Below are 26,679 nucleotides of genomic sequence, written 5' to 3' on the forward strand. Positions count from 1 at the left end.
GATCATCTTCCGCATCCGCTCGCCGAGTGTCTCAGCGCGTCGCGCGGATGGACTCCCGCAGCGAGGTCAGCGTGGCGGCGATGGCCGTCGGCTCGTAGCCGCAGTGGGCCATGCAGTTCTCGCAGCGGGGGTCGCGGCCGCGGCCGTACGACTCCCAGTCGGTGGTGTCGAGAAGCTCCTGGTAGCTCGAGGCGTATCCGTCACCCATCAGATAGCACGGCTTCTGCCAGCCGTAGAGGGAGTACGACGGAATTCCCCACGCGGTGCAGGGGAAGTCGACCTTGCCCTCGAGGAAGTCGAGGAACAGAGGCGAGTGCTGGATGCGCCAGCGCTTGCGCCGGCCGTCGGCGAACGCCTTGCGGAAAAGCTCCTGAGTCTCCTTGACGCCCAGGAACTTGTCCTGCTCAGGGGCCTTCTCGTAGGCGTAGGCCGGCGAGAGCATCATGCCGTCGACATTGAGGTCGTTGTTCAGGAAGTCCAGCACCTCGATGACGGTTTGCGGGGTGTCGGTGTTGAAGAACGTGGTGTTCGTCGTCACCCGGAATCCGCGGTCCTGCGCGTCCTTGATCGCGTCGACGGCCTGGGCGAAGACGCCCTTCTTCGCCACGGACTCGTCGTGGCGGTCCTCGAGCCCGTCGATGTGCACCGCGAGCGACAGGTACGGCGAGGGCTTCAGCTTGTCGATCTTGCGCGGGAGCAGCACCGCGTTCGTGCAGAGGTAGATGAACTTCTTGCGCTTGACCAGGCCTTCCACGATCTGCTCGATCTGTGGGTGCATCAGCGGCTCGCCACCCGCCAGACACACGACGGGCGCGCCGCACTCGTCGACGGCGGCGAGCGCCTGCTCGACCGGCATGCGCTGCTTGAGGACGTCCGCGGGGTGCTGGATCTTGCCGCAGCCCTCGCAGGAGAGGTTGCACGCGAACAGCGGTTCCAGCTCGAGCGTGATCGGGAACTTGTCTCGACGTGCGATTTTCTGCTTCAGCAGATAGGCACCGATCTTGATCGCCTGACGCCGCGGAATGCTCATATTCACCCTTCCGGTGTTGATCTACGTTCGCCTGGTGGGTGGTGGAGTCGCGATGCCGTACCGCTCCCCTAAGTCTAAGGAGGCGCCTTATCTAGTTCTTGGAAAAATTCTTCGATGAGAGCTACTTAACCGGCTGGCCGAGATCTTTTTTCGGTCAACTATGTCGCCACCAGCCCGTTTACCGAAGCGAGATGCGATTTTCACGTACCCGCCGGCTACCGCGGTCTCACATCGAACTGGACCTTTGGGCCCGTCTTAGGTCATCGTCAAGGGCACAACGCCCGTCGAGGCGGCGGACGTCCGACTGCTCGCGTACGCACCCGCGAAAGCCGTTGCCCGGCCAGTCAGGCCCGGCGAAGCAGGTCGGAGCCACGACCGTAACCCGGTGGGCGGAAATGCGCCGCGCCCGAACGTGCCGGGTCATCGGGCGGGCGGGTCACCGTGCCATCCGGTACCGGGACGCGGGCGGGCCGTCGGATGCCGCCACCGGACTGAAGACCCCGGTCACGCGGTACGTCTCGGCGGGCACCGGCACCGGGCCCGGTCCCGGGACGCGGAATCGTCCCGGCGCGGCCTCGGGGCGCCGATACCAGTACGGGGGCGCCCGGCGGAGCCGGTTCCGGCGGCCGGCGGGGGCGATCGACGTGTATGCGGGGGAGCAGACGCTCGGCCGCGGCATCCCGGCCTGGGGGAGACGAAGGAGCCCGCGGGCGCAGAGGGAGTGGAACGCGCGGAGGAGACGGGGGCGCAGAGGCAGTCGAGGAGACGGCGGAGATCGCGTGGGCGCGGGCGGTGCGCGGCCACGTGTGGCCCGCCCGGTCGCGCGGGCCGACGGGTTCCGTTCGCCGGCTTGGGCGTCGGTGCCGTCGAGGTGGTGTGCACCGGTGGTGATCACGGTGCCGGGCGCGGTGCGCCTGATCGTCCAGTGCTGGAGCCGGGGTGGCTTCGTAGCCGACACGATCCGGCGGGTGCCGGGCGGCGTTGTCGGGAACCGTTGTCAGGAACCGTTGTCGGGCGGCGTCATCGGGAACCGGTGCCGGTCAGCGTCGTCGGGGCCGGCACCGGCGCGCTCGTGGTTCGGCCCCGCCGCGGGAGCGCCGTCCCGGGCGGACCGTGCCGGCGGCGGCCGACCACGAGCTGGCGGACGTCACATGTCGAGGCGTGACTCGATGGTGCGCAACCGGTGGCGGGCCATCGCCAGGTTCGCGCGGCTCTTGTCCAGCACCAGATACAGGAACAGGCCGCGCCCAGTGTGGCTGCTCAGAAGCCTGATCAGGTGGTACTGCCGACCGAGGGTGATGAGGATGTCCTCGATGGTGTCCTGCAGGCCGAGGCTCTCCATCGTGCGGATCTTCGCCCGGACGACCTCGGTGTTCCCGGCGGCCGCGATCTCCAGGTCGAAGTTATGGATGTTGCTCAGCTTGCCGAGCGTCATCCCACTCGTGAAGTCGACGAGGGCGACCCCGGTCGCCCCCTCGATCTCCAGCGATTCCTTCAGTGCAACGTCGACGCTGTTCATGTCGCCTCCCACGTGATCATCAACTTCTTCCAGGGCAGCCAGGTCACTGCCTTCGTCGTTGGCGGATCGGTCCGCTCGTGCAAACCACCAGGTCCCGAGCCTTATCCGCATTTCGCCCCACCTGAAAATGGGGGCACTCTCCGGGTCGTCGAGCGCCATGTCGTGGCGGCCCTCTCTCCCGGCAATGCCAACTCGCAGGTGCCTGTCAGGGCCATCTCACCAGGATTCGGGCAGATCTGACCCGTGCATTGGTGGAGCACTTCGCACGGTGATCGGATGACCAGGCAATTAGAGTGTCGCGAGTGCATAAATTGAGAGGTCCGTGGGATTGTCTACCTGAATTCGTATAACCGCAGGTCAAGACAGGTGTCGAGCCCCAGGAGCAGGCGGCGCCGGCGGGACGGGCACGCGACCCGGCCGATTCGTCCCGTGGCCGCGGTGGTCTCGGCCCCGCCACACCGCCCCGAAGCCCCCACGTGGCAGGCGATCCACCATCGTTCCGTGGACGGCCCTCCGGTCCTACGGCCTACAACCGGGAGCCGCCCACGATGCCACGGGCCACGCCGAGCACGCGTTCAGAGCGGAACGTGTGCTCAGGGCGGAACGTGTGCTCAGAGCTGAGCGAGCTGCTTGGCGATCGTCTCCACGTCGGAGTAGGTCACACCGATCAGCCCGACCTGCTTCCAGCGTAGTATGCCGTTCGCATCCACGAGGAACACCGACCGGCGTAGTCCGAGTCCTGGCAGGGAGATGCCATACTGCTTGACGACCGTGCGGTCGTCGTCCGCGAGCAGGGGAAAGCTGAGAGAATACGAACGGGCGAAGGCTTCGTGGCTGTCGAGGTCCTGCGGGCTGATTCCCCAGACCAGGGCCCCGAGGTCACGGAACACCTCGATGCCGGCGGCGTAGGAACACATCTGCTTCGTGCAGACCGGAGTGTTGTCACCCGGGTAGAAGGCGAGGACGACCGGGTGGCCCCGCTCCCCGGAGAGGGCGAACTCGGACCGGGTGGCCTCCTCACCGGTCAGCGTCAGGCCGGGCAGGGTGAAGTCGGGCGCCGGCTGACCGATCGCGGGCGTCGCCATCTCAGGCCACCCCCCACTCGCGGCCGAGCGACCCGCCGGGCATGACACGGCGGCCCGGGTCACGGGGGCAGCCGGGGTGAACCCGCCTGGTGGGATCGTCGAGAAGACTCGACATCTGGCTCCTTCCGGGTGCGCCGCGGCGGGGACCGGTCGCGTGCGCCGGGTCGTTGGACCCGCGCCCGTGGTGGATGACGGCCAAGCCGTGGATGGCTAAATTAGGTAACCGTACCGGTGGCGTAAAGCGCTGTGTCACGTTTTCGGCTGTTTCGGTCACCTTTCCACCCACCCACGGGCCGCGGAGCTCGCTGGGGACGGGGCGTCCGAGCCCCGAGCGGGCGTGGGATCTGAAGTGTGGCGACTGAGAGAGTCCATGGTGTCACTCGGTCGCCACGCTTCTGTCTGGTGCCGGGATGGGATCGGGTTGGGGTGCGGCTCGGGCCTCGGGGCAGGTGCCGGGAGGTTCGGTGTAGGGACGGGTGGTGCGCGGTGGTGTCGTCTGGACATTGTTCTTCTATTGAGGGACCAAGGGCCCTGGTCTGCGGCGATGGTCCCGGCTTCCGGGAATCGGAGTCCGCGGGGCCTTCCGTGCCGCGACAATGGCCGGTCGGGATTGCAGGCCTGTGGCACCGCTCCGAGCGAAGGTCTGCCCACCCAGGTCCGGCTCATATCGAGTCGCCAATGTGTCGATAAAGTGAATGGCTGGCGTTTCCGGTTACACGGAACGCATACTGCACGGTCCTGGTATTCCACCGGCGGCTGCGTCGTCGGGTGGCTCTGCGGCACGTGGTCGGCGGCCCCGGATCCTCCAGCTGGTCGACCTGCGTTCCGTCGGGTTCCGTAGCGCGCGGAATGGTGGAGGATGACCTCTTCGGCGGTGAAAGAAGGGTCGATTCCTGACGCGGTGGAACCGTCGCCGAGCGACTTCTTTCGCATCCGCTGGCCGTCTCCGTCGACTACTTTGAGTCACATGACGCGCTGGTGGCTCGCGTCCACGCCCCGCGCTCGCGGCTCCGCCATGCCCTCCCGCGGTAGCCGAGCCGCGGAGCCGCCGCGGTTCCGCGGAGCCGCCCAGCCGCCCAGCCGCGGTTCCGTGGAACCGCGGAATCGCAGCTCCGTAGTCCTGTCACGCCACTGCGTCACGTAGCGCCGTAGCGCCGTAGCGCCGAAGCGCCGAGCAGGCGACGCGCTCGGCGGTACGGCGGAATGGCTGGTTCAGAAGGTGACGGGTTGCGGAACGCCGCCGCTGCGGGCCAGGAGCACGTCGAGGTCGTAGTCGTACCAGCGGCGCAGCGGCCGCGGCGATGCCGAGCGGCCCCACTCGTACATCTGGCGCTGCGCGTCGAACGAGCCGTCGTGCCACCTGCGCAGGACGTCGCCCAGGCGCAGCGGCTCGGGCAGGAAGGCGGCGGTGCCGAGCAGGTCCGCGAGGCGTCCGACCGCCTCGGTGGGTGTCGCCTGGCCCTGGTCCACCTCGTCCATCACACCGCCGAGCCGGCGGAACAGGTCCTGGAACTCGGGCAGGTCCGGGCAGAAGGTACCGGGGAAGGGGGCGTCGAAGAGCCGGTCGAACAGCGCCGGGTCGCCCCGCTCGAGGAAGCCGAAGTAGGTGCCGACGATCCGCGAGATGCCCAGGTTCCAGGCCATGAACCACACCTTGGACCAGGCCCGCCACAGGTCGAAGTCCCGGAAGGACGTGTACGAGCCGGCCACCAGCCGGTCGTTCACGTCGAGGATCGTCTGGTTGAGCTGGTCGATGGAGGCGAAGCGCTCGGCCGAGAGGTCGCCGTCGGTGAGGGCGTCCATGAGCATGGGCGCGAAGGCGTAGATGACCTGCATGGTGTTCGCCATGCCGCGGGAGAACAATGCGTCGATGGCGCCGGCGGCGTGGCTCATCATGGTCCAGCGGTCACCCACCGTCCGGGTGCTGGAGTACTGGGTGCGCCCGGTGGACACCCAGTCCCAGGTGGGCCGGGCGGCGGCGAACTGGCGCGCCACGCTGGGGAAACGGTCCAGGTAGGTCTGCCACTCCTCGTCGGCGGTGACGCCGGGCTGCTTCGGGAAGCGGCGGGTGTCGAGGTTGAGGCCGACGCTGCACAGCGGGTTGGTGGCGCTCTGGTGGTTGTCGAACGGGATCACCCAGAGCCACCCGCCGTCGAAGATGTGGTGCAGCGTCCCCTGGTGCCACGGCGACGGCTGTCCGCTGGGCCGGGTCACCTCGTCGAACGGGGTGACCCCGACCATGTGGGTGAACAGCGTCCGCGAGTGTGTCCTGAACCGGCAGGGGTCCTCGCGCAGGCCGTACTGGTTGGCCAGCACCGAGTTCCGCCCGGAGGCGTCGACGACGTAGCGGACCCGGATCCGCTCGCCGGCCCGCGTCGTCAGGGTGGCCGCGTCGTCGGTGATCTCTACATGGTCGACGAAGGTCCGCTGCCGCGGGTGGGCGCCGTGGCGCACCGCGGAGTAGAAGAGGTAGGAGTCGATGTCCTGGCGGTGCATGTGCATCTCAGGGCCGTTCGGGAACTCCGAGACACTGCACTGCGTGACCTCCTCCGGGTCCTGGACCTCCCCCTCCCGGTGGTAGACGAAGCCGAAATTGCGTTTCACGCCGCACGCGGACGAGACGTGCTTCCGGACGCCCTCGAAGCTGCTGACATGGCCGAGCTCCGGGACGTCGAAACGTTGCGCGAGAAGTTTCAGCAGATAGGTCGTCTCGCCGATCGTCGATTCCCCGAGTGCGAATCGCGGGTGTGTTCCACTGTCGATGAGTACCACACTGTGACCGTGGCGGGCGAGGATGTTGGCCAGGGTCGAGCCGGCGATGCCGCTGCCGAGGATGGCAACCGAATAGTCGTACTCGCTCATTGCGTGACTCCCTGTACGCCGCTATCGGAGATGATCAGCGGGTCTCGCTCCGCTTGCGGGCTCTCGAGATCCCCCGATCCCTTCACAATCGCGTACTGAACCACTTATCCGTCCGTTGGTCTAGATAAACGCAATATAAACTCGGATGGACGTGCAATTCTCCTGATATCGTTCGATATAGAGTTTTCGTCCCGATATTTACTTCTTAAGGTAAATGCCCGGAATCGTCCGTTGGGCAGGGTCGTCGGCGGGCCCGTCCCGGCGCGGCGGCGGCCGGCGGGCTGCCACGCTGGTGGCATGGATGTGGCATGGATGCGGTGACGCTGTCGGTGGTGTCCAGTGCGCTGGGCGGCATCGCCGAGGAGATGGGGACGCTGCTCGTCCGGAGCGCGTACTCGTCCAACATCAAGGAGCGGCGCGACTGCTCGGCGGCGATCTTCGACGTGGACGCCCGGATGATCGCTCAGGCCGCCCACGTGCCGGTGCACCTGGGCGCCATGTACGAGTCGGTCCGGGTGGTCGCCGAGCGCGGGCCGCTGCCTGGTGACGTGTGGGTGCTCAACGACCCGTTCTCCGGCGGGAACCACCTGCCCGACGTCACGCTGATCTCCCCGCTCGCGTTCGACGGCGAGGTGGTCGGCTACGCGGCCACCCGGGCGCACCACTCCGACATGGGCGGGATGCGTCCCGGGTCGATGCCCGCGGACTCCACCGAGATCTTCGCCGAGGGCCTGATCATCCCGCCGGTCCGACTCGTCCGGGCGGGGCGCTGGGAGGAGGACCTGCTCGACCTCATCTGCGCGAACTCGCGGACGCCCGACCTGCGCCGCGGTGACCTGCGCGCGCAGGCGGCGGCGAACGGGCTGGCCGCCACCCGGCTGGTTGAGCTCGCGCGCCGGCACGGCACCGGGCTCGTCCTGGAGTCGTTCGCCGAGGTACTCCGCTACGGCGAGCGGCGCAGCCGGGCGGTGATCGCGCGGCTGCCCGACGGCGTCCACCGGGTGGAGAGCGAGCTCGAGGGTGACGGCGTCGACGACCGGGACATAGCGCTGCGGGTCGCGGTGACCATCGAGGGCGACGGCATCACCGTCGACTTCACCGGCACGTCACCGGCGGTGCGCGGCAACGTCAACTGCCCGCGCGCGGTGACCCGCTCCGCGTGCTGCTTCGCGCTGCGGGTGCTGCTGCCCGACGACGTCCCGACCGGCGACGGCACCTACGCCCCGCTGACCGTGGTGACCGAGCCCGGTTCGCTGGTCGACGCGCAACGCCCGTCCGCCGTCGTGGCGGGCAACGTGGAGACATCGCAGCGCATCGCCGACACGGTGCTGGCGGCCCTGCGGCTGGCGGTCGGCGCCGGGTCGGACGTCCTGGCGGCGCCCGGGCAGGGGACGATGAACAATCTGGTGATCGGCGGCGCGACCTGGACGTACTACGAGACGCTGGGCGGGGGGCAGGGCGCGTCCGCCCGCGGCCGTGGCCCCTCCGGGGTGCACGTGGGGATGACGAACACGCTGAACACCCCGATCGAGGCGCTCGAGTTGGAATACCCGATGCGGGTGGAGCGCTACGAGCTGGCCGACGGCACGGGTGGGCCCGGCAGGCATCCGGGCGGGGACGGCCTCGTGCGCTCGGTGCGGGTGCTGGAGCCGGCGACGCTGTCCGTCCTGACCGACCGGCGGCGGCACGCGCCCGGTGGGGTGGCGGGCGGTGGGCCCGGCGCGGTCGGGCACAACGATGTTGACGGTGTTCCGCTCCCGCCGAAGGCGAGCCGGCAGCTCCCTGCCGGGTCGGTCGTCACCCTGCGCACACCGGGCGGTGGCGGATGGGGCCCGCCGCCGTAGTTCCTCGGGATCGACATCATCACGCAGGGTGTACCTCTGGCTGTCGATCGTTATCTGGACGGCCACGCGCCCACCTTCGCGCGCGTGTTCGACTGCGGCACTGTGCACTGGGATACCCATAGGTCAAAGGTGTGATCGGTAGATCTATGTAATCGGCTGCGGACGGACCACGCAGCGTTCACGATCGAGGGTGACCCGACCGGGATGCGAGGAACCGGGAGGCCACATGGAGGCTGAGTTCGGTGTTGGCGCCGCGATGGCAGTGGCCGCGGTGCCCGGTGTGCCCGTGCCCGTGCCCGCGGCCGTGACCGCCGCGGCCGTGACCGCCCCTGCCCCACGCTCACCGCTGGCCAGGGCGTTCGACGGCGCGCTGGTCGCGGTCGGCGCGACGGCGGACCCGGGGGAACGGGTCGCCGCGTTCGTGGACCTTGTCCGGAGGTACCAGGAACCTGGTCGGCACTACCACACCCTGCGGCACGTGGCGGAGACGACCGCCGCCTTCCACCTGCTGATCGCCGCCGACCGTGCCGAGGCCGCCGAGGTGCGGCTACCGGTCTGCCTCCTCGCCGTGCACTTCCACGACGTCGTCTACGACTCCCGGGCGAGGGACAACGAACAGCGCTCCGCCGAGCTCGCCGCCGGCGTCCTGACCCGTCTCGGCTGCCAGGCCGAGGCGATCGCCGACGTGTGCCGCCTGGTCGAGGCCACGGCGGGGCACCGGGCGGTGTCCGCCGACGAGGCGTTCGTCAACGACGCCGACCTGCGGGTGCTCGCGCGTCCCGCGCCCGCCTACGACCGGTATGTCCGCCGGGTGCGCCTGGAGTACGCCTGGGTCGGTGGCGGCACCTGGGCCTCCGGACGCGGCGCCATCCTGCGGCATCTGCTGGACGGGGAGATCTACGCGACCTCCTGGGCCCGCAGGCACTGGGAGCCGGCCGCCCGCGCCAACCTCAACCGCGAGCTCTCGGCGCTCTCCCTGGCCTGAGGGCTGTCTTCGGCCGCCGGCGCGGATCACCTTCCGGCCACGGCCGACCGTCGCTGGCCGGAGCGGAGACAGAGCCGGTCGTCGATGCGGAGTCGCCGTTCGGCCGATGCCCGCGACGGGCGTCGGCCGGCACGATCATCGCCATGATTCGTGTCGAGTCGCTGACCAGACGTTACGGGGCGTCCACCGTCGTACGGGACGTCTCCTTCACCTGCGAACCGGGGACGGTGACGGGCTTCCTCGGCCCGAACGGCTCCGGCAAGTCCACCACACTGCGCATGATCACTGGCCTGACCAGGCCGGACGCCGGCCAGGCCACCGTCGACGGACATCCGTTCGCCGCGCTGCCCAACGCCTCCCGCGCGGTCGGCACGCTGCTGGACGCGTCCGCGACCCACCGCGGCCGCAGCGGCCGGGCGATCCTGCGGACGGCCGCGGACATGGCCGGCGTACCCCGCCGGCGGGTCGAGGAGATGCTCGACCTGGTCGGTCTCGCCGGCCCGGCGGCCGGCCGCCGCTCGGGCACCTACTCGCTGGGGATGCGCCAGCGGCTCGGCTTCGCCCAGGCGCTGATCGGCGACCCGTACGTCCTCATCCTGGACGAGCCGGCGAACGGCCTCGACCCGGAGGGCATCGCCTGGATGCGCCGGCTGCTGCGGGAGTTCGCCGCGCGCGGCGGGACGGTGCTGCTGTCGAGTCATCTGCTCGGCGAGGTGCAGGCGACCGTCGACCGGCTCGTGGTCATCGCCGCGGGCGCGGTGGTGGCGCGCGGGCGGCTGGACGAGCTGCTCGCCCCCGCCGGGCTGATCGTCGGCGCGCCGGACCGGGCCGCGCTGGCGGCGGCACTGTCCCGGGCGGCGATCCCGTTCACGCCGAATCCGGACGGGGCCCTGCTGGTGGACGTCTCGTCCGGCACGACCGCGGCGGACGTCGCCCGGGCCGCCGTCGGCGCCGGCGTGCTCGTGACCGAGCTGCGCCCGGCGGACCACGGAACCCTCGAGGACCTCTTCTTCTCGCTCACCGCCTCCCTCCCCACGGATGTGCCCGCCGGCACCGGCACCGTTGCCGCCAGCTCCGTTGCCGGCTCCGCCGCCGGCACCGCTGCCCGGACCGAGGCGGCCCGATGACCGTCACCGCCACGAGAACCGGTGGCCCCGGCGCGGTGGCACCGCGGCCGGCCGCCGTCCCGATCCCGTTCGCCCGGCTGGTGCGGGTGGAGTGGGACAAGTGCCTGGGCACCCGCGCCACGCGATGGCTGCTGGCCGTCGCCACCGCCGTGTCCGTCCTGTGCCAGCTGGTCCCGCTCCTGCTCCCGGACGACGTCGACCAGTGGGCATCGGTCTATCTAGGCCTCGGCTCGGTCGGGTTCGGCGTGCTGCTGCCGGTCGTCGTGATCCTGGCGCTGACCAGCGAGTGGACGCAGCGCACGGTGCTGGTGACCTTCACCCAGGAGCCACGCCGCGCGCGGGTGCTCACCGCGAAGATCACGGTCGGCGTGATCCTGGCCCTGCTCGCGGTCGTCGCGACCTTCGTGATCGCGCTGGGCGGGATGGCGGTCGCCGAGTGGGGGCTGGGCCGCTCGGTCGTCGCCGACCGCCCGTGGGGCCTGCTCGTCCTGGGGCTCGTGCTCGCCTCGGTGGTCGGGACGGTCTCGGCGATGGGTTTCGCGGCGCTGTTCGGCTCGAGCGCGGCCGCGATCGTGAGCGTCTACCTCATCCCGACCCTGTGGGGCGTCGTCTTCTCGTTCGGAGTGCTGCGGAAGCTGAGTCCGTGGCTGGACAGCGCGCAGTCGGTGACCTGGATGCAGGAGGCGCGGTTCGACGGCCATCTCGGCCAGATGGCCGTCTCGTCTGCGCTGTGGGTCCTGGTGCCTCTGGTGGCCGGCTTCGTCCGCACCCTGCGCCGCGAGGTCTCCTGACGGCCTCACCTGCCGGTGGCGGGTGTCGGACGTCCGCCAGGCGTCGGATGCCCGGCGGGCGGGCTGCCGGTGGGTGGGCTGGTGGCGGGTGTGTCGCCGGCGGGCGGGCTGGTGGCGGGTGTGTCGCCGGAGGAGCGGCGGGCTCGTCGGCGTAGCAGCGCGGCGACGCCCGCCCCGGCCAGCAGGACTCCGCTGAGCACCGGCCCGGCGGTGAACTCGGCCGCGTCCGGTTCGAGGCCGGGCCAGACGAGGGCGAACAGCAGCAGCGAGCAGATGGCCCCGACCGCGCTGGTCAGCAGCGGGAAGCGGCGGACGCCGGGCAGCCCGAGCAGCGCGAGCCCGCCCAGCACACAACCGAGGACCGCGCCTGCGAGCAGCGCCCCCCCGACGGAGTGGACCACGACGGCCGGCAGCCACCCCGGCTGCCACGACCACGAGTCGCCGTTCCAGCGCAGGCGCTTGCCGCCGCCCGCGCCGGCCGTCCCGAGCGGTGCGCCCGGCCAGACCAGCAGGTGCACCAGGCCGTGGGTGACGATGACGAATCCGCCGGCCCAGCTGGCGCCACGTCTGACCGCGCCGCGGCCGACCGAGTCTCGGCTGACGGGGCCACGGCTTACCGAGCCCTCGCTGACCGGGCCGAGGGTCACCGGGCCACGCTCACGCCGGTTCGCTCACTGCAAGGTGACCGCGTCGACGTCGGACCCGGCGTCGGCGCCCGGCCCTTCCCAGCTCGCCGGATCCGTCCAGCCGGTGGCCGCCGAAGGAACGGCGGAGGCGGGCGTGTCCGCGGAGAGCGCGTGGAGGTCGCCGGCGGTGGCGGTACCCGACTCGGCCGCGGCGGCGAGCACCGTCGCGGCGAGGACGGGGTCCAGGTCCGGTGGAACCGACCGCAGATCCAGCAGGCAGCAGCCCTGCTCGACCCGTCCGAGGACGGACGGGCGGCCGCGGCGCAGGAAGGCGGCCAGGGTCGCGTCCAGCGCGACGGCCGCACTCGGCAGGCCGCTCTCCCACACCTCCGGCCCCGACCCGTAGACCGTGTGGCCGCCGTGGCCCGCTCCGGTTCCGACGGCGCCGCGGCGCACGGCGGCCCCGGCCCGGGCGGTGTCGTCGATGCCGTCCGAGCCGACGACCGCCCGGCTGGTCACGGCGGAGGCAGGGACCCCGGACTGCCGCAGCCAGGACGCCAGCCGCTCGGCCCGGTGCCGCAGCTCGGCGGGCTCGGCGCGCAGCGACCTGCGGACGGGGTTGTCCCCGGTGCCCAGCGTGGCCTCCAGTGCGGCCAACGTCAGTTTGCCCACCCGCAGGGCGCGGGCGAGCGGATGCCGGCGCAGCCGGTCGACCAGGTCCGCGCGGCCCAGGACGAGGCCGCACTGCGGCCCGCCGAGAAGCTTGTCGCCGCAGGTGGTGACCAGGCTGACCCCGCAGCTCAGCCAGGTCGAGGCGTCCGGTTCGTCGGGCAGGGCGGGCTCGGGGTGCAGCAGTCCGGATCCGGGATCGCCGACGAGTGGCACACCGCGGCCGGCGCACAGCTCGGCGAGATCGGCGAGCGCCGGGGCCGTCGTCAGCCCGACGACCCGGTAACTGGGCGGATGTACCCGAAGTACGAAACCGGTGCCTGGCCCGATGGCGTCGGCGTAGTCGCCGAGTGTGGTCCGATTTGTGGTCCCAACCTCGCGCAGCCGGGCTCCGGTCGACGTCAGCAGCTCGGGCAGGCGGAGCCCGTCGGCTGTCTCGATGAGCTCGCCGCGGCTGATGACTATCTCCCGGCGGCCCGCGAGCGCCGCGGCCGACAGGATGAGCGCGGCCGCATTGTTGTTGACCACGTGCACGGAACGGGCCATTGGCACGGCCGCGGCCAGCGCGGTCATCGCCGTGCGGCCGCGCCGGCCGCGGCGACCCGTGACCAGGTCGACCTCGACGTCGCAGGTCCCGGCCGCGGCGTCGAGCGCGGTGCGGGCCGCCGGGGACAGCGGCGCGCGGCCGAGGCCGTCGTGCAGGAGAATGCCGGTGGCGTTGATCACCGGGCGTGGGCCTCCGGCCTGCCGGGCGGGCGCCACCAGCACGGCGGTCGGCGCGGGCGTGGTGAGGAACCGCGTCGGCTCGGTAAGAGGTCGACCTGGATCGGCGGTCACCTTGAGTGATGTTAATGGCCCTTATCTGTGATGGATGGTTGGCTCTCCGTCGTCTGTCCCCGATGCGTGGCCTGACTGTCGTCCTGAGACGGGATCGCCGTGGGTTCCGTCAGGGCGTTGTTGGGGGTAGCTTCGGAGCTGAAGGGGAGTAGCCCCGCCGTGTGGCCACCGGCCGTGTCCGATCGCCGCGCCCGTGTCACCGCGCTCCGTGCGCGGCGGATGCGCCGCGGTCGTCGGGCCGCCGGGGAGCCGCACGGTCCGGCGCGTCGACATACTGGCCCGACCTGTTCGGGCCCGGCCGTCGGGCCTGACCTCCGTCAGGTGGGCGAGACCTTCGATCTGGCTGTCATGCCGGGTCGAAGGCGGCTCCCGTCCCGGCCCGGCTCCAATGAGAGGGACCCGAGCCGTGAGCCTCACCGCCGTACTTGTCACCTTCGGTGTGATCTTCCTGGCGGAACTGCCTGACAAGACGATGGTGGCGAGCCTCGTGCTGGGCAGCCGCTACCGTCCCCTCTACGTCTGGACGGGTGTCGCGGCCGCCTTCGCGATCCACGTGACAGTGGCGGTCGCCGCCGGCAGCGCGATCTCGCTGCTGCCCGGGCGGCTCGTCGACGCGGTCGCGGCGGTGCTGTTCGCGCTCGGCGCGGTGCTGGTGCTCCGCGAGGGACGCGAGGAGACCACGGACGAGTCCGAGCCCAGCCCGGCCGAGGCGCTGCCCGCGCCGAGGGTTGCCACCGTGGTCGCGGAGCCGGCGGGCGGTGCCGGTGCGGCTGACGGTGCGGCTGGCGGTGCTGGCACCGGGCATGCGTCCGGCCCGGTTCCCGCTGCGGAGCCGAGTTCGGCGCGCCCGGCGAGCGCGGACCCGTCGCGGTCCACGTTCCCGCGGGTCGCGGCGACGTCCTTCGCGGTCGTGTTCGTCGCGGAACTCGGTGACCTCACACAGTTCTCGACGGCGAACCTCGCCGCCCGGTTCTCCGCGCCGGTGGCGGTGTGGCTCGGCGCGGTCCTCGCGCTGTGGACCGTCGCGGGTCTGGCCATCGTCGGCGGTCGTGGGCTGCTTCGTGTCCTGTCGGTAAAGGTGATCACGCGGATCGCCGCGGTCGCGTTCACGGCACTGGCGCTGATCTCGCTCGTGGACGCCATCCGCGGCTGACCGCCCGGCACGGGCCCGGTTCGCCGGCCGAACGCGGCGCGGCAGACTCCGCACATGCCGCCGCGACGCAGGACCGACCTCTGGCAGCCGCTCCCTCCGGCCATCGACGACCAGCCCGGGAGTGCCGCCGCGTCCGCGGGAGGTGGCCGCCGGGTCGTCCGTGGAACCGTCGACGACCTGGCCGCGGCCGTCAGCGAACTCGACCCGGACGCCGGTGGCCTGACCGGGACGACGGTGGAGTCGATCGTCCTGGCCGGCACCCGTGTCCTGGGCGGGCGGGTCACGGGCCTGCGGTTGCGCGACGTCGTCGCCGATCAGGCCGTCCTGGCCGGCATCGTGCTCGACGGGGGCGGCGCGACGCGGGTCCGGGTCACCGGCGGCCGGGTGTCCGGCACGGTGTGGATCCGCGGGGAGCTCAACGACGTGGTGTTCGACCAGGTACGGGCAGACGGGCTCGCGCTGCGGGCCTGCCTGCTGCGCCGGGCGCGGTTCGTGAACTGCGACCTCTCCGGGCTGGATATGACGGACACACGGCTCGACCACGTGCGGTTCGAGGACTGTGATCTCAGCTCCGCGATCTTCACTGGTACGCAGATCGCGGCAGCTCAGCTGCGGGGATGTCGTTTCGACGGCGTGGTGGGAGCCGATGGCCTGGCTGGAGCCGAGGTGGACTCGTCGGACCTGGCGAGTCTCGCCGGGCCGATGGCCGCCGCGCTCGGAATATCTGTGGTCTGAGCGTTTCCGCCCGTACCTGGGTTGTGCCTGGTCGCGTTCGGTGTAGCGGGCGATACCGGTGCTGGAGTGATACAGACGGACCGCGACCGCGACCGCGAGGCCGCCGGTCGCGCGCGTGACGGCCGTCGCCTGAGGTACCCGTGGTCCGGAGGCTCGACCCCGACCTCCGGTCCGGATGACCGATTCGGATGTCCTTAGTGGGAATTCTCCTGATTTCGGGTGAAGGTGGAGGATCGCCGGAATGCGGAACGTGATGAAAGGCGCGCGGACCCATGAACGGGATGTTTCCGCCCTGCTGGGAGACCTCGCGACGGTCCGTGCTTATATCGGTGCGTCGATCGCGCTTGTGGCGATGTGGACACGAAGAGTGCCCCAATACGCCCGATCGAACCGGTGGCGATGGGGCTGCCGGCGGACAGCGGAGGGAACGGCGACGAGATGATCACGGAGGAGGGCAGCTGCGGTGCCTGGCAGCGCGTGCCCGAAGAGATAGCGATACGGCTCGACGATGTGCCAGGAGCCGCGTACGAGGTGCCCAGCGAGGTGACCTGCGCGCTTCAGCAGGGCCACCCGGACAACCACATGGCGGTACTGCAGGGATGGGGGAACGAGGAGGTCTGGCTGTCGTGGTCCGCCCCGAGGACCATCACGGCCCCCGGGTGCCGCGCCGAGGGGATGACCTGCCTGCTTCCGACCGGCCATCAGGGCCACCACTATGTGATCATGGCTGACGTGGTGGAGGACGAGGGCCCGTACTGGGTCGCCGACCGCGCCGATCTGGACACGCGGCGGGCCGGCGTCCCCGGGGGCTGACCGACCTGGCTGTTCTCCGCTGGCAGGCAGTGGCCCGGCAGTGGTGTCCCGCCGCGGGCACCTGCGGTTTCAGGGCCGCCGCGGGCATCGGCGGCTTCTGGACCGCCGCCGGTACCAGCGTCTTCAGGGCCGCTGCCGGTGCTGGCCGAAGACGAGGACGACCTCGGTGTCGGTGACGAAGTCCTGCAACCGGGCCTCGGCCGGCACGGAGGCCAGCGCCTGGCGCAGGCCTCCGGCCGTCGTGCCCTCGGTCGCCACGACCGTGAGCCGTGAGGCGCCCCCGGCCGGCTCGGGTGCGGCTCGGAACGCGGCCGGCCGCGTGGAGACGATCGTCATCAGGTGATCGACTATGCGGAGGATCTCGTCCGGCTCGAGGTCGACGAAGGCGGCACGGCCCGGTTTCGGCGGTTCGATCCGCAGCCGCACGGTCACCTCCTCCTCCTCCTCGCCTTCCGTGTCCTCGTCGTCCGTGATCTCGTTGTCGCTATTGACGTGAGCGCCCCGGGACCCGCCCGTGGGCCCACTCTCCGGACGGCCCCCCGAACCGGGCGTCACGGTGACGGTGACGGCGGTCCCGTCGACCCGGCCGACGAAGATCCTGGTGTCACTCGGGAACGTCGGGACGTCGGTCGGGGCCGTCGTGGTGCCGGTCGGGGAGATCGCCGGATCCGAGGGTGACCCGGAGTGAGCGTCGCGCGGCCCGGTGGTCGGGGCCGCGGCGCCCGGGACGGCCGCGGCCGGGGCCGTGATGGGGCTGGGGGTGGATCGGGGCATCGTTACTCCTGTCCGCGGCCGAGGGATTGCTCGATCGCTGTTCACGGGACGACGCTCTCATGTGAATTTCGGCCATTACACCCCGCGGGCCGGGGAGCTTTACCCGGCATCCGCCTTTCCTCGACGGATCGGCGGCGGAGATCGGTGGAGGTGGCCGCGGTGGGCCGTCCCGCGTGAAACAGGACCACCGTGAAACAGGACCACAGAGAGACGCAAATTCCGCCGGTCGGTTGCTCCACGTAAACCAGATTGCTTCAGGTAGCTGTTCTACGCCATCGGGTGTCAGCGCAGGCCGGGGGAGATCGCTGTGGCTGCTCCCACGCCCGCCCACGGCGAAGACGCGGACGGATGAAAACGTGACGGACGCGCGGGTGTGAGCCCGATAGCGGAGGGGTAGTAGCTGGATTATCGCGCTTGTCAGGAGCGCGTCGCGCCGCGGGAGGCAGGCCGGCCGTGCTTCCCGCCCCGCACCGTCGTTTCGGCCGACAGCGGAGCCATGGTCCCCAGCGTGCGTGTGGAAGTGACAGGTCGGGACGCTGTCGTGGTGCACCCGGTTGGCGAGATCGACTACTCGTCACTGGAACCGCTGCGGGAGGCGTTGCTCGACGCCCGAATCGCCGGAGTTCGTGAGATCGTCGTCGATCTCGAGCAGGTCTCGTTCCTGGACTCGCAGGGGCTTGCCGTGATCCTCTACGCGCACCAGCGGCAGCGGTCCGCGGGCGGGCGCCTGATTCTGCGAAACCTGAACGAGAACACCTACCGGCTGCTCGACGTGACCAATCTGACGACCGTGATCGACGTCGACCACGGCTCGGTCGCCGTCCCGAACGGCACGCGCTCCAATGCTGCGCGTCCGAACGGCACGCGGGCGAGCGGCGCGCGTGGCATGGAACGGTGGCCGGGAGTGGTGTCGCGCCGCGGAGCCTGAGCTGCCCGGCCCCTGAGCGGACCCGTCGCTGCGTCCATCCACGGCACCGGGCCTAGCCGCGCGCCGGGTGCCGGTAGGAGACGTCGGCGGCGTGCCGGCGGAACCCGAGCCGGGTGTAGAGACGGACGGCGCGCGCGTTGTCCTCGTCCACGTAGAGCATCACCGAGGCCAGGCCGATGTCGCGCAGGTGCCGCAGACCCACGATCGTCAACGCCGCGCCCAGCCCGGTGCCCGCCGCCGCCGAGGCCACTCCGACGACGTAGACCTCACCGATCGGCCCTGGTTGCCCGGCCGGCTGGTCCGGCGCGGCGGGGTGCTCGGGTACCGGGTCCTGCGGGTGCACCTTGGTCCAGTGGAAGCCGAGCAGGGCGCCGTTCCGTTCGGCGAGGAAGAAGCCGGCCGGGTCGAACCAGGACTCACCCTCCCGCGCACGCAGGTCGTCCAGCGTCCAGCGGCCCTGCTCGGGGTGGTCGGCGAAGGCCTCGGCGTTGACGGCGAGCCAGGCCTCCTCGTCCACGCCCACTTCGAAGGCCCGGATCGTCACGTCGGCCGGGATGATGGGCCTTGGCAGATCATCCGGATCACCGGGGCGGGCCGAAGCCAGGGGCCGGCGCAGCTGCAGGAGCACCCGCTCCCGGTCGAACCCGTTGCGCGCGGCCAGCGCGGCCGCGGCCGGTGTGTCCCCGTGTGCCCAGATGTTCAACGAGACCGGTGACGTCGTCGCGAAGAGGGCGTGGACGAGCGCGGTGCCGACTCCCCTGCGGCGGTGGTCGGGATGGACAACCAGCTCAGCCTGCCGCTCCATGGCCGTGCCGCCGAGCGCCGCGTAGCCGACGACAGCCGAGCCGGCGCGGGCGACCAGGTGCTCCACGCCGCCACCGACCGGGCCGGGGCGGAGGGCGAGGCGGACGTCCTCGGAGACGCCGCCGTTGCCGTCGGCCCGCTCGGCCGCGGCCAGCAGGTCGGTGATGGCGGCGATGTCGGCCACATCGAGCGCGCGGAGCCAGCTCAGCGAGGTCACCAGTCGACGTTAGTGCGTCCGGGCCGGACATTCGCCCGGCACGAGGACGTTCCCCAGAACGTCGATCTTCCCGGTACCGGTGTCAATGTGACGAGCGCCGGCGGGGGGCGGCGGCACAGGGACCTGTGTCCCGCCCGGTCGCGGCGGAGCCTGCGTCTGCACGTGACCACGAGGTTACGTCAGGCGTCAACGGACGCCGACCATGGCTGTCCGTGACCGGTGGCGGAAGGCGCCGGTAGCGGAAGGCGCCGGTGGCGCAGGGCGATGGTGGCGGAAGACGCCGGAAACGCCGAAAGGGTCCGGCGGTCGTCGTCACCGACAACCGTCGGACCCTTTCGGAACGCGCGCGGTGGTGCTGGCGCGAGCCCCGTGCCTGTGGAGCGGGTAGCGCCAGTGGTGAGGTCAGACGCGCTCGGGGGTGCGGATGTCGTCCCGGTCCATACGGTTGGCACCGGACTCGGGCAGCGGCGAGATCGGCGGCGCCACGAACTTGTAGCCAACGTGGCGGACGGTTCCGATCATCGCCTCGTGCTCGGGCCCGAGCTTCGCCCGCAGCCGGCGGACGTGCACGTCAACCGTGCGGGTGCCGCCGTAGTAGTCGTAGCCCCAGACCTCCTGCAGGAGCTGCGCGCGGGTGAAGACCCGCCCCGGGTGCTGCGCGAGGTACTTGAGCAGCTCGAACTCCTTGAACGTGAGCTCGAGCGGACGTCCACGCAGCTTGGCGGAGTAGGTGGTCTCGTCGACCGACAGGTCGCCGGACCGGATGACCCCGGCCTCGGCCGTACCGCCGGCGGCGGCGACCCGCCCGATGGCCAGGCGCAGCCGCGCCTCGACCTCGGCGGGACCCGCGGTGTCGAGGACCACGTCGTCGACGCCCCAGTCCGCCGACACGGCGGCGAGCCCACCCTCGGTGACAAGGGCGAGCAGCGGGGTGGTGAGCCCGGTGGTGCGCAGCAGCCGACACAGGCCTCGCGCGATCACGAGCTCACGGCGGCCGTCGACGACGATCACATCGACCGGCGGTGCGTCGAGCAGTGCGCTTGCCTCCAGCGGTGCCACCCGGACCGTGTGCGTGAGCAGGCCGAGCGACGGGAAGGACTCGGCTGACGGACCGGGGGCGTTGGTGAGCAAAAGGACGACGCTCAAGACGGCTCCTCCAGGTGCGGTGTGTGTTGGGGCAGCGTCGACCCAGCGATCCTTGTCTCCGGTGTCCCACGTTCCACGACCGTCATGGGCATGAAACGAGCACCGGTCCATGGGGAGGATAGCGGAGTGCCCTACTCCGCTCCTACTGTCTACCGACTTCTTCCCACCGCAGACGCTGAGATCCTGGCCACGGAGCTGCGTAATCGTGTTCCCGCGGTGACAGACCCGCACGGGGTCTGCGTCGTTCTCGTCCACGGGTTCTCCGGATCGATCGGGCGACCCGCGCTGCGTGCTGTAACAGCCGGATTGCGCACGCACGTGAGTGTGCTGTCGATGGACCTGCGAGGTCACGGCAGATCGACCGGCACCTGCACTTTCGGGGACCGCGAAGTCCTGGATGTCGACGCGGCGGTAGGCGAGGCGCGACGGCTCGGCTACCGCGAAGTGGTCACTATGGGGTGGTCCATGGGTGGTGCCGTGGTGGTCCGGCACGCGGGGCTGGCAGCCGGCGGTGAGCCGGCGCACGGGCACCGGGTCCGGCACCGTCCGGACGCGGTCGTCGCCGTCAGTGCCGCGAGCCGGTGGTTCGTCCGCGACACGGCGCCGATGCGCCGCATCCACTGGTTCGCCGAGACGGCGTCCGGACGAGCCGCGGCCCGGGTCGCCCTGGGCGTGCGCATCGCCGCGCAGCCATGGCCGGCGGTGCCGCCCTCGCCGGTCGAACTCATCGGACGGATCGCGCCGACGCCCGTCCTGATCGTGCACGGTGACCGTGACTCGTACTTCACGCTCGAGCACCCGCGGGCGCTGGCCGCCGCGGCCGGCCCGACCGGGCAGCTGTGGGTGGTCCCGGGATTCGGCCACGCCGAGGCCGCCGCCACCGCGGGCCTGCTCGACCGCATCGGCGCCCACCTGCCCGATCTGCTGGCCGGCCGTCCCGAGTGGTCGGCGCGCGCGGGGCGCATCGCCGGGGAGACGGCCGAGGGCCTGGGGGCGGGTCTCGACGCTGGCCGGGGGGTTGGCCGGGGCCCGGGAGGTGACACGTCCCCAATACTGGGCGAACCGTCGTCCGGAGTCCTGCGGCCACCGGTCACGCGGCGGGGAGCGGCGGGGGAGTGGCGTCGTTCCGGCCCTGGCCGAGGGAGCCGGTCACGACGCGGTTGACGTGGATTGAGTCGACGTGGACTGACCGGACGCGGTCGACGTGGACTGACGTGAAGGAGAACCGTGGCACGCATCATGGTCAGGTACTGGGCCGCGGCCCGCGACGCGGCCGGCGTCGCCCAGGAGGAGCTCGACGCCGCCACCCTCGCGACCGCGCTGGCCGACGTCACCGAACGCCGGGGCGAGCGCCTCGGTGCGGTACTCGCGAGGTGCGCCTTCCTGGTGGACGACGAGCCCGTCGGCCGGCGTGATCCCGACAGCGTCACGCTGCGGGAAGGCGCGCTCATCGAGGTGTTACCCCCGTTCGCGGGGGGATGAGCCGCTCTCTCTTTGACGTCGTGCTCGCCGTTTCGGGGTCGATGGGGCTGCTCTGCTCCTGAAGCGGCGAGTGGGACGGCGAACGACAAGTAGTTCGATGATTCGGTGCGGCCTGGGTCGCGATGACGGCGCTGGGGGCGGGCGTCCGCGGCCGGCTGACGCACGGACACATGCAGCCACCGTTGGGCCCTGGAATCTTCGTCGATCGACCGTGGCAGCATGGTGCGGTGCCCACGCCCGAGCCCGGTTCGCCCGGATCGCCGGAAGTCGCCCGGCCGGTCGGTGGGGCACGCCCGGCCGAACCGGCCCTGCCGGATCCGTCGGTCGCGCCGGGCGAACCGGACCTGCCGGTCCCATCGGTTCTGCCGGGTGGGCTCGAGGCGGTGTCCGTCGGGGCGACGGTCGCGGTGCTGGCCGCCGGTGCGGCGTTCGCGGCGGTCGCTGGTCCCTGGGCGCTGGCGGGAGTGCTGCTCGCGGCGCAGATTGTCCTCGGCTGGGCGTGGGCGCGCTCCCTCGGTGCCTCGGCGGGAACCGTCGCCCTCGTCGCCGGCAGCGCGCTGGCCTGTGACCTCGCCGTGCTCTGGCCCGGCGACGGCGAAGCGGGCGGTCACGGCTACGACGACAATGGGATCGGCACGGTCGCCGGCGTCATCGGGGTCTCCCTCGCGGTGACGGTGCTCTACCAGCTCGCGCGGCGCGTACACCGGCCCGGCCCCGCGGCGGCGCCCGCGGCGGTGCTCGCGGAGGGTCGGCCGTCCCGCGCGGCGGACCGGGTCAGCGGTGACATGGCTGCCGCGCTGGGCGGTGTCGCCGTCACCGCCTTCCTGACCGGATTCCTGGTGCTGCGCTCGGAGGCCGGAGCCCCGAACCCCGCCGACAGCATGGTGATCGCCGGGCTGATCGGGGCCGGGACGTCGGTACTGGCCGGCCGGCTGCTGGCCGCGCTCGCCGGCCTCGGCCGTTTCGCGGCGCCCGGCGGACCTGGCTCGGTGGGCGGGGGTGTGGCACGAGCTGTGGTCCTCATCGCGGCGGCGTTCGGCGCCATGGCAGGTGCGGGTGCGGGCTCGCTCTACGGCTCGCTCACGGACCTCGGGGCGGCCCCGGCGGCCGCCCTCGCCGCCGCCGGGGCCGTTGCCGCCGCGTGCGTGAGCCTCCTGCTGGGCCAGACCGCGCCCGAGGCACCGTCCGCGCCGGACTCCGAGCCACGAGCCGGGGCCCTCGCCCCGGGTGGCCTCGCTCCGGGTGGCCTTGCCTCGGGCAGCCCTGTCTCGGGCAGCCCTGCCTCGCGTGGCGTTCTCGCTCCGGGAGGCGCCCTGGCCGGGGTGCTGCTCGGCGCGCTGCTCCCGATCGCGCTGGCGGCGCCCATGGTGTACCTCGTCGGCAGGCAGCTTCCCGGATGAGCCCCGGTGGCCGGCGCGGCCTGCGCATCTTCCTGATCACAATGGTCGTGGCTCTGATCGTCGTCGGGGTGCTGGACCGGGTCGCCGCACGCGTGGTCGCCGACCAGATCGCGACCAGGGCCCAGAACGCCGAGAACCTGGCGCAACGGCCAGATGTGTCCCTCGGCGGCTTCCCCTTCCTCACCCAGGTCGTCGCCGGCCGGTATCGCGACGTCCAGCTCGAGGTCCGCGGCTACGAGCAGGACGGCACACGGATCGATCGCGTCCACGCCGACCTGACAGGGGTGCGGCTCCCGCTCTCCGACGTCCTGCGCGGCGCGGTCGAGCGGGTGCCCGTCGACCAGGTCGACGCCGAGGTCGACCTGACCTTCAACGACCTGAACGCATACCTGGCCAGTCAGAACTCGCAGCTGAAGATCAGCCCGGCCGGGCAGGGGATCCAGGTCGGCGGAACGGTCGATCTCCTCGGCACGGCCTACCCCGTCTCCGGTACGACCGATATCGGCGTCGCGCCGGACGCTGTCACCTTCACCCCGCGCGACCTGGCCCCCGACCTGGCGGCGGTGATCCCGCCGGGCCTGCTCGACACCGTCCGCTCACTGCTCACGGTGCGGGTGCCGGTGACCGGGCTGCCGTTCAACATGAAGCTGCGGTCCGCCACAGTGGGCGCCGACCGGCTGACGTTCGCCGCTGGTGGGGAGAACGTGCTGCTCGACGCCACCGTCGCCCCGACGGTCGCCCCCGCGGGCACACCCGGCCTCTGACCCGCGGCCCGGCGCGCACGCGCGCCTCGCGCCTCGCGCCTCGCACGGAGGTGGGAAGGTTTCGCGGTCCTGAGGCGCTGCACCCGCCATGACCGGCGTGTGGGTCCTGCTGGCGGCACTTGTAGCGGCGACCGGGGTCGGCCTGGTGGCCAGGGCGCGGGACGGCCGGTTCCGGGTGTCCCGGGTGCGCGGTGGTCCCCGGGGCGCCGGCGCGCGCCGCGGTGACCAGCACGGAGGTGGTGAACGTGAGGGTCGTGGGGACGCGGGTCCGGCGGCGGTGACCGGTGTCGGTGCGGTGCCGGGCCCTGATCCGGGCGATCACCGCCCCGAGGCGCCTGGCGAGACGGCGCCTGGCGAGACGGCGCCTGGCGAGACGGCGCGGGGCGGGCGGGGTGGTCTGACGGCGGAGCTTGCGGCGCTGGGGCACGTGCCCGGCGAGGTCGCGACCCTGCTGCAGTTCTCGACGGCGTTCTGCGCCCCCTGTCGGGTGGTCCGGCGGGTGCTCGCCGACGTCGCCGCGATCGTGCCGGGGGTGCGCCATGTCGAGGTGGACGCCGAGTCGCACCTGGAGCTGGTGCGCAGGCTGCGTGTGCGCCGGACGCCGACGGTGCTCGTCCTCGACGCCGAGGGTGTCGAGGCACGCAGGGCGAGCGGTGCGCCGCCGACCCGGGACGCCGTCCTGGCGACCCTCGCGTCGCTCGTCGAGTCGGCGCCCGGAGACCATCGGAAGGGTACTGATGGTGATTCGGTGGGTCTGTCGGGTAACGCTTAACACAGACGTGACGTTCGCTGCTACCGTGACACGAACCATGTGCAGCACTGAGCTGGTCAAGCGCCGCGCGGTCGACCTGTGCCGCGTGAGCAGCTGCTTGTGTCGCATCTTCTGACAGCGCGTTGACGTACGTCCGCGCCCGTGCCGGCCGGGTGTGGCAGCCCCGCCCGGCTGCCCGAGCTCGTTTGCAGGTCAGGAGAACAGCACCATGGTGGATCCACGTGGGCCGCGGTTCGCCGCAGCCGTGACCACTGTTGTACTCGCAGTAACGATCATTACCGGTAATCCGTGGCTCCTGCTCGCGCAGACCGTGGTCTTCCTGGTCGGCGCCGTGGCCGGGATCCGAAACGCCCCCTACGGGCTGGTGTTCCGTCACCTCGTCCGGCCGCGGCTCGGCCCGCCCGCCGACCTGGAGGACGAGGCGCCCCCGCGGTTCGCCCAGGCCGTGGGCGCCGTGTTCGGCGTGCTGGGAACCGTCGGGCTGCTCGCCGGGCCTGCCGCGCTGGGCTACTCGGCGGCGGCCCTCGCCTTCGCCGCGGCCTTCCTGAACGCGGCGTTCGGATTCTGCCTCGGATGCCAGATCTACCTCGTCCTACGTTCCGCAACCGTGAAGGGAGCACGCACATGAGCCGTGAGAACGCGCTGGTCGACGCGACCTGGGTGGAAGCCCACAGCGGCGACCCCAAGGTCGTCCTCGTCGAGGTCGACGAGGACGTGTCGGCCTACGACAAGGGCCATATCCCCGGCGCAGTGCGGCTTGACTGGAAGTCCGAGCTGCAGGACCCGGTGATCCGTGACTTCGTGAACAAGGAGCAGTTCGAGAAGCTCCTGTCGGAGAAGGGCATCGCCGACGACGACACCGTGGTGCTCTACGGCGGCAACAACAACTGGTTCGCCGCCTACGCCTACTGGTACTTCGTCCTCTACGGCCACGCCGAGGTCCGCCTGCTCGACGGCGGCCGCAAGAAGTGGGAGCTGGACGGCCGCGAGCTGACCATCGAGGTCACCCCGCGCGCGGCGACCAAGTACTCCGCCTCGGAGGCGCGTACCGACATCCGCGCGTTCCGCGACGAGGTCATCACCGCCATCGGTGACAAGAACCTGGTGGACGTCCGCTCGCCCGACGAGTTCAGCGGCCGCCTGCTCGCCCCGGCGCACCTGCCGCAGGAGCAGTCGCAGCGGGCCGGCCACGTGCCGACCGCGAAGAACATCCCGTGGGCGAGGACCGCCAACGAGGACGGCACCTTCAAGTCGAACGCCGACCTGGAGAAGCTGTACTCCGAGGCCGGTGTCGACCTGTCGAAGGACACCATCGCCTACTGCCGGATCGGGGAGCGCTCCGCGCACACCTGGTTCGCCCTGCACGAGCTGCTGGGCCTGGCGAACGTCAAGAACTACGACGGCTCGTGGACCGAGTACGGCTCCCTGGTGGGCGTGCCGATCGAGAAGGGTGCCTGATCATGTGTGGCGCTACCAGTGGTGGACCCTCGGTGGAAGGAATCGACGTGGCCAAGGAGACCGTGATCCAGGGCGTCGTGGTGAAGGACGGGTCGCCGGTCTCGACCGGCTACGCCCGGCTGCTCGACTCCGGCGGCGACTTCACCGCGGAGGTGCCGCTCTCGGCGACCGGCCAGTTCCGTTTCTTCGCCCGCCCCGGCGAGTGGACGGTCCGCGCGCTCGTCCCCGGCGGGAGCGGTGAGCGCAAGGTCGTCGCCCGGCAGGGCGAGCCGGTCGACACCCAGGTCGACGTCGCGGCCTGACCTCGTCTGACACTTCTGGGCATCCGGCTGGCAGCTGGGTGCCCGGTGGCGGCCGGGTCCCGAGGAATCGCCTCCCCGGGACCCGGCTGTTACGCGTGGGGCGCCATCCCAGGTGGGACGAGTGTGGCCCGGAGTGGTGGTCAGCTTGTGGCCTGGCGCGGGGCGGGAAACCTGTCGGCGGGCTCGGCGTCGTCCACGACGCCGAACGGGATGCTGGTGGGGACCGCGAAGGCCATCGGGCCCACGGTGAAGTGACGCAGGTCGTTGTCGACGGCGAAGGTCGCCGCGGCGCTGCGGTCGGGGAACGGCGCGACCACGCGACGGACCGTGTGCCGGCCCGCTCCCTCGAACTGCACCACGGCGAAGAGCATCTCGGACTCCGGCATCATGCGATCATGAAAGCGCATCCCGGCGTTCCGGTGAACGCGCCGCGTCGTGTGCTGTCAGTGGTCTGCCGTGCGCGTGCAGAAGTAGCGCGCATTCTCGGTGCACACGCACCGCTCATGTGCAGGTGCGTATAACGCGAACGTCAGCCACCTGCGGACGCCGGCGGAGC

The 26,679-nt window shown here is 71.4% G+C and carries 28 protein-coding genes; 18 read left to right on the forward strand and 10 right to left on the reverse strand.

What is annotated here, in order from left to right:
* Positions 1-31: 31 nt before the first annotated feature.
* Complete coding sequence (gene hpnH, locus AC559T_RS12900) at positions 32-1,030, reverse strand: adenosyl-hopene transferase HpnH (protein ID WP_020463614.1); 999 nt, start codon at positions 1,028-1,030, stop codon at positions 32-34.
* 1,147 nt (positions 1,031-2,177) lie between these two features.
* The gene (locus AC559T_RS12905; protein ID WP_020463613.1) at positions 2,178-2,549 is read right to left on the reverse strand and encodes a hypothetical protein; all 372 of its coding nucleotides are present in this window, start codon (positions 2,547-2,549) and stop codon (positions 2,178-2,180) included.
* A 12-nt stretch (positions 2,550-2,561) separates the two neighbouring features.
* On the opposite strand from AC559T_RS12905, the gene AC559T_RS12910 reads away from it, so the two are divergent.
* Complete coding sequence (locus tag AC559T_RS12910; protein ID WP_146776723.1) at positions 2,562-2,789, forward strand: hypothetical protein; 228 nt, start codon at positions 2,562-2,564, stop codon at positions 2,787-2,789.
* 371 nt (positions 2,790-3,160) lie between these two features.
* On the opposite strand, the gene AC559T_RS12915 is transcribed toward AC559T_RS12910, so the two are convergent.
* The gene (locus AC559T_RS12915; protein ID WP_071066521.1) at positions 3,161-3,634 is read right to left on the reverse strand and encodes a peroxiredoxin; all 474 of its coding nucleotides are present in this window, start codon (positions 3,632-3,634) and stop codon (positions 3,161-3,163) included.
* A gap of 1,212 nt (positions 3,635-4,846) precedes the next feature.
* Positions 4,847-6,496 carry an NAD(P)/FAD-dependent oxidoreductase gene (locus AC559T_RS12920; RefSeq protein WP_498868859.1) on the reverse strand — a complete coding sequence of 550 codons (1,650 nt, stop codon included), beginning with the start codon at positions 6,494-6,496 and terminating at the stop codon, positions 4,847-4,849.
* A gap of 308 nt (positions 6,497-6,804) precedes the next feature.
* Here AC559T_RS12920 and AC559T_RS12925 point away from each other — a divergent pair, with 308 nt between their 5' ends.
* The 4 genes from AC559T_RS12925 to AC559T_RS12940 all read left to right on the forward strand — a co-directional run bounded on the left by AC559T_RS12925 (position 6,805) and on the right by AC559T_RS12940 (position 11,243).
* Entirely contained in the window at positions 6,805-8,340 is a 1,536-nt protein-coding gene (locus tag AC559T_RS12925) for a hydantoinase B/oxoprolinase family protein (protein WP_498868860.1), read from the forward strand.
* Between the two features lie 226 nt (positions 8,341-8,566).
* Positions 8,567-9,325 (forward strand): HD domain-containing protein, encoded by a 759-nt coding sequence (locus AC559T_RS12930; RefSeq protein ID WP_498868861.1) that lies wholly within the window; start codon positions 8,567-8,569, stop codon positions 9,323-9,325.
* A gap of 143 nt (positions 9,326-9,468) precedes the next feature.
* A complete protein-coding gene (locus tag AC559T_RS12935; protein ID WP_498868862.1) occupies positions 9,469-10,452 on the forward strand; it encodes an ABC transporter ATP-binding protein in 984 nt (327 codons plus the stop codon).
* On the forward strand, positions 10,449-11,243 hold the full coding sequence (locus AC559T_RS12940) for an ABC transporter permease (RefSeq protein WP_498868863.1): 795 nt from the start codon (positions 10,449-10,451) through the stop codon (positions 11,241-11,243). Before AC559T_RS12935 ends, AC559T_RS12940 begins: the two co-directional genes overlap by 4 nt.
* Positions 11,244-11,248: 5 nt before the next feature.
* Here the strand turns inward: AC559T_RS12940 and AC559T_RS12945 are convergent, their stop codons facing one another.
* Complete coding sequence (locus tag AC559T_RS12945) at positions 11,249-11,890, reverse strand: hypothetical protein (protein WP_498868864.1); 642 nt, start codon at positions 11,888-11,890, stop codon at positions 11,249-11,251.
* 24 nt (positions 11,891-11,914) lie between these two features.
* Entirely contained in the window at positions 11,915-13,375 is a 1,461-nt protein-coding gene (gene selA / locus AC559T_RS12950) for an L-seryl-tRNA(Sec) selenium transferase (protein ID WP_498868865.1), read from the reverse strand.
* Positions 13,376-13,781: 406 nt separating this feature from the next.
* On the opposite strand from selA, the gene AC559T_RS12955 reads away from it, so the two are divergent.
* The 3 genes from AC559T_RS12955 to AC559T_RS12965 all read left to right on the forward strand — a co-directional run bounded on the left by AC559T_RS12955 (position 13,782) and on the right by AC559T_RS12965 (position 16,076).
* Complete coding sequence (locus AC559T_RS12955; RefSeq protein ID WP_498868866.1) at positions 13,782-14,528, forward strand: TMEM165/GDT1 family protein; 747 nt, start codon at positions 13,782-13,784, stop codon at positions 14,526-14,528.
* Between the two features lie 54 nt (positions 14,529-14,582).
* Positions 14,583-15,263 (forward strand): pentapeptide repeat-containing protein, encoded by a 681-nt coding sequence (locus tag AC559T_RS12960; RefSeq protein WP_498868867.1) that lies wholly within the window; start codon positions 14,583-14,585, stop codon positions 15,261-15,263.
* 399 nt (positions 15,264-15,662) lie between these two features.
* The gene (locus AC559T_RS12965) at positions 15,663-16,076 is read left to right on the forward strand and encodes a hypothetical protein (protein WP_235014147.1); all 414 of its coding nucleotides are present in this window, start codon (positions 15,663-15,665) and stop codon (positions 16,074-16,076) included.
* Positions 16,077-16,199: 123 nt separating this feature from the next.
* Here AC559T_RS12965 and AC559T_RS12970 read toward each other — a convergent pair whose 3' ends face one another.
* On the reverse strand, positions 16,200-16,850 hold the full coding sequence (locus AC559T_RS12970; protein WP_498868868.1) for a hypothetical protein: 651 nt from the start codon (positions 16,848-16,850) through the stop codon (positions 16,200-16,202).
* 508 nt (positions 16,851-17,358) lie between these two features.
* Here AC559T_RS12970 and AC559T_RS12975 point away from each other — a divergent pair.
* Positions 17,359-17,778 (forward strand): STAS domain-containing protein, encoded by a 420-nt coding sequence (locus AC559T_RS12975; RefSeq protein WP_498868869.1) that lies wholly within the window; start codon positions 17,359-17,361, stop codon positions 17,776-17,778.
* A 52-nt stretch (positions 17,779-17,830) separates the two neighbouring features.
* Here the strand turns inward: AC559T_RS12975 and mshD are convergent, their stop codons facing one another.
* The gene (mshD, locus tag AC559T_RS12980) at positions 17,831-18,799 is read right to left on the reverse strand and encodes a mycothiol synthase (RefSeq protein ID WP_112106926.1); all 969 of its coding nucleotides are present in this window, start codon (positions 18,797-18,799) and stop codon (positions 17,831-17,833) included.
* 402 nt (positions 18,800-19,201) lie between these two features.
* Complete coding sequence (locus AC559T_RS12985) at positions 19,202-19,945, reverse strand: response regulator transcription factor (protein WP_020463598.1); 744 nt, start codon at positions 19,943-19,945, stop codon at positions 19,202-19,204.
* A 90-nt stretch (positions 19,946-20,035) separates the two neighbouring features.
* On the opposite strand from AC559T_RS12985, the gene AC559T_RS12990 reads away from it, so the two are divergent.
* From AC559T_RS12990 to AC559T_RS13030, 9 genes are all read left to right on the forward strand, one after another.
* Positions 20,036-21,109 carry an alpha/beta hydrolase gene (locus AC559T_RS12990; RefSeq protein WP_498868870.1) on the forward strand — a complete coding sequence of 358 codons (1,074 nt, stop codon included), beginning with the start codon at positions 20,036-20,038 and terminating at the stop codon, positions 21,107-21,109.
* Positions 21,110-21,172: 63 nt separating this feature from the next.
* Complete coding sequence (locus AC559T_RS12995; RefSeq protein WP_020463596.1) at positions 21,173-21,427, forward strand: MoaD/ThiS family protein; 255 nt, start codon at positions 21,173-21,175, stop codon at positions 21,425-21,427.
* Positions 21,428-21,654: 227 nt separating this feature from the next.
* Positions 21,655-22,827 carry a hypothetical protein gene (locus tag AC559T_RS13000; protein ID WP_498868871.1) on the forward strand — a complete coding sequence of 391 codons (1,173 nt, stop codon included), beginning with the start codon at positions 21,655-21,657 and terminating at the stop codon, positions 22,825-22,827.
* Entirely contained in the window at positions 22,824-23,591 is a 768-nt protein-coding gene (locus AC559T_RS13005; protein WP_131625079.1) for an LmeA family phospholipid-binding protein, read from the forward strand. Before AC559T_RS13000 ends, AC559T_RS13005 begins: the two co-directional genes overlap by 4 nt.
* 88 nt (positions 23,592-23,679) lie before the next feature.
* Positions 23,680-24,363 carry a TlpA family protein disulfide reductase gene (locus AC559T_RS13010; RefSeq protein WP_498868872.1) on the forward strand — a complete coding sequence of 228 codons (684 nt, stop codon included), beginning with the start codon at positions 23,680-23,682 and terminating at the stop codon, positions 24,361-24,363.
* 37 nt (positions 24,364-24,400) lie between these two features.
* On the forward strand, positions 24,401-24,478 hold the full coding sequence (locus AC559T_RS13015; protein WP_368672084.1) for a putative leader peptide: 78 nt from the start codon (positions 24,401-24,403) through the stop codon (positions 24,476-24,478).
* Positions 24,479-24,571: 93 nt separating this feature from the next.
* Complete coding sequence (locus AC559T_RS13020; RefSeq protein ID WP_498868873.1) at positions 24,572-24,991, forward strand: DUF4395 domain-containing protein; 420 nt, start codon at positions 24,572-24,574, stop codon at positions 24,989-24,991.
* Complete coding sequence (locus AC559T_RS13025; RefSeq protein ID WP_071066507.1) at positions 24,988-25,821, forward strand: sulfurtransferase; 834 nt, start codon at positions 24,988-24,990, stop codon at positions 25,819-25,821. Before AC559T_RS13020 ends, AC559T_RS13025 begins: the two co-directional genes overlap by 4 nt.
* 2 nt (positions 25,822-25,823) lie before the next feature.
* On the forward strand, positions 25,824-26,123 hold the full coding sequence (locus AC559T_RS13030) for a DUF1416 domain-containing protein (protein WP_020463590.1): 300 nt from the start codon (positions 25,824-25,826) through the stop codon (positions 26,121-26,123).
* Between the two features lie 140 nt (positions 26,124-26,263).
* Here the strand turns inward: AC559T_RS13030 and AC559T_RS13035 are convergent, their stop codons facing one another.
* Entirely contained in the window at positions 26,264-26,512 is a 249-nt protein-coding gene (locus tag AC559T_RS13035; RefSeq protein WP_112106930.1) for a hypothetical protein, read from the reverse strand.
* Positions 26,513-26,679: the final 167 nt, after the last annotated feature.

This window comes from Frankia sp. Hr75.2 (genome assembly GCF_949319125.1).
GTDB classification, from domain to species: Bacteria; Actinomycetota; Actinomycetes; order Frankiales; family Frankiaceae; genus Parafrankia; species Parafrankia soli.

Bases quoted from the DNA above. Each gene is read 5' to 3' on its own strand.
- hpnH (WP_020463614.1), bottom strand. From the start codon at position 1,030: ATGAGCATTCCGCGGCGTCAGGCGATCAAGATCGGTGCCTATCTGCTG.
- AC559T_RS12905 (WP_020463613.1), bottom strand. From the start codon at position 2,549: ATGAACAGCGTCGACGTTGCACTGAAGGAATCGCTGGAGATCGAGGGG.
- AC559T_RS12915 (WP_071066521.1), bottom strand. From the start codon at position 3,634: ATGGCGACGCCCGCGATCGGTCAGCCGGCGCCCGACTTCACCCTGCCC.
- AC559T_RS12920 (WP_498868859.1), bottom strand. From the start codon at position 6,496: ATGAGCGAGTACGACTATTCGGTTGCCATCCTCGGCAGCGGCATCGCC.
- AC559T_RS12925 (WP_498868860.1), top strand. From the start codon at position 6,805: ATGGATGCGGTGACGCTGTCGGTGGTGTCCAGTGCGCTGGGCGGCATC.
- AC559T_RS12930 (WP_498868861.1), top strand. From the start codon at position 8,567: ATGGAGGCTGAGTTCGGTGTTGGCGCCGCGATGGCAGTGGCCGCGGTG.
- AC559T_RS12935 (WP_498868862.1), top strand. From the start codon at position 9,469: ATGATTCGTGTCGAGTCGCTGACCAGACGTTACGGGGCGTCCACCGTC.
- AC559T_RS12940 (WP_498868863.1), top strand. From the start codon at position 10,449: ATGACCGTCACCGCCACGAGAACCGGTGGCCCCGGCGCGGTGGCACCG.
- AC559T_RS12960 (WP_498868867.1), top strand. From the start codon at position 14,583: ATGCCGCCGCGACGCAGGACCGACCTCTGGCAGCCGCTCCCTCCGGCC.
- AC559T_RS12965 (WP_235014147.1), top strand. From the start codon at position 15,663: ATGGGGCTGCCGGCGGACAGCGGAGGGAACGGCGACGAGATGATCACG.
- AC559T_RS12970 (WP_498868868.1), bottom strand. From the start codon at position 16,850: ATGCCCCGATCCACCCCCAGCCCCATCACGGCCCCGGCCGCGGCCGTC.
- AC559T_RS12990 (WP_498868870.1), top strand. From the start codon at position 20,036: ATGAAACGAGCACCGGTCCATGGGGAGGATAGCGGAGTGCCCTACTCC.
- AC559T_RS13005 (WP_131625079.1), top strand. From the start codon at position 22,824: ATGAGCCCCGGTGGCCGGCGCGGCCTGCGCATCTTCCTGATCACAATG.
- AC559T_RS13010 (WP_498868872.1), top strand. From the start codon at position 23,680: ATGACCGGCGTGTGGGTCCTGCTGGCGGCACTTGTAGCGGCGACCGGG.
- AC559T_RS13015 (WP_368672084.1), top strand. From the start codon at position 24,401: ATGTGCAGCACTGAGCTGGTCAAGCGCCGCGCGGTCGACCTGTGCCGC.
- AC559T_RS13020 (WP_498868873.1), top strand. From the start codon at position 24,572: ATGGTGGATCCACGTGGGCCGCGGTTCGCCGCAGCCGTGACCACTGTT.
- AC559T_RS13025 (WP_071066507.1), top strand. From the start codon at position 24,988: ATGAGCCGTGAGAACGCGCTGGTCGACGCGACCTGGGTGGAAGCCCAC.
- AC559T_RS13030 (WP_020463590.1), top strand. From the start codon at position 25,824: ATGTGTGGCGCTACCAGTGGTGGACCCTCGGTGGAAGGAATCGACGTG.
- AC559T_RS13035 (WP_112106930.1), bottom strand. From the start codon at position 26,512: ATGATGCCGGAGTCCGAGATGCTCTTCGCCGTGGTGCAGTTCGAGGGA.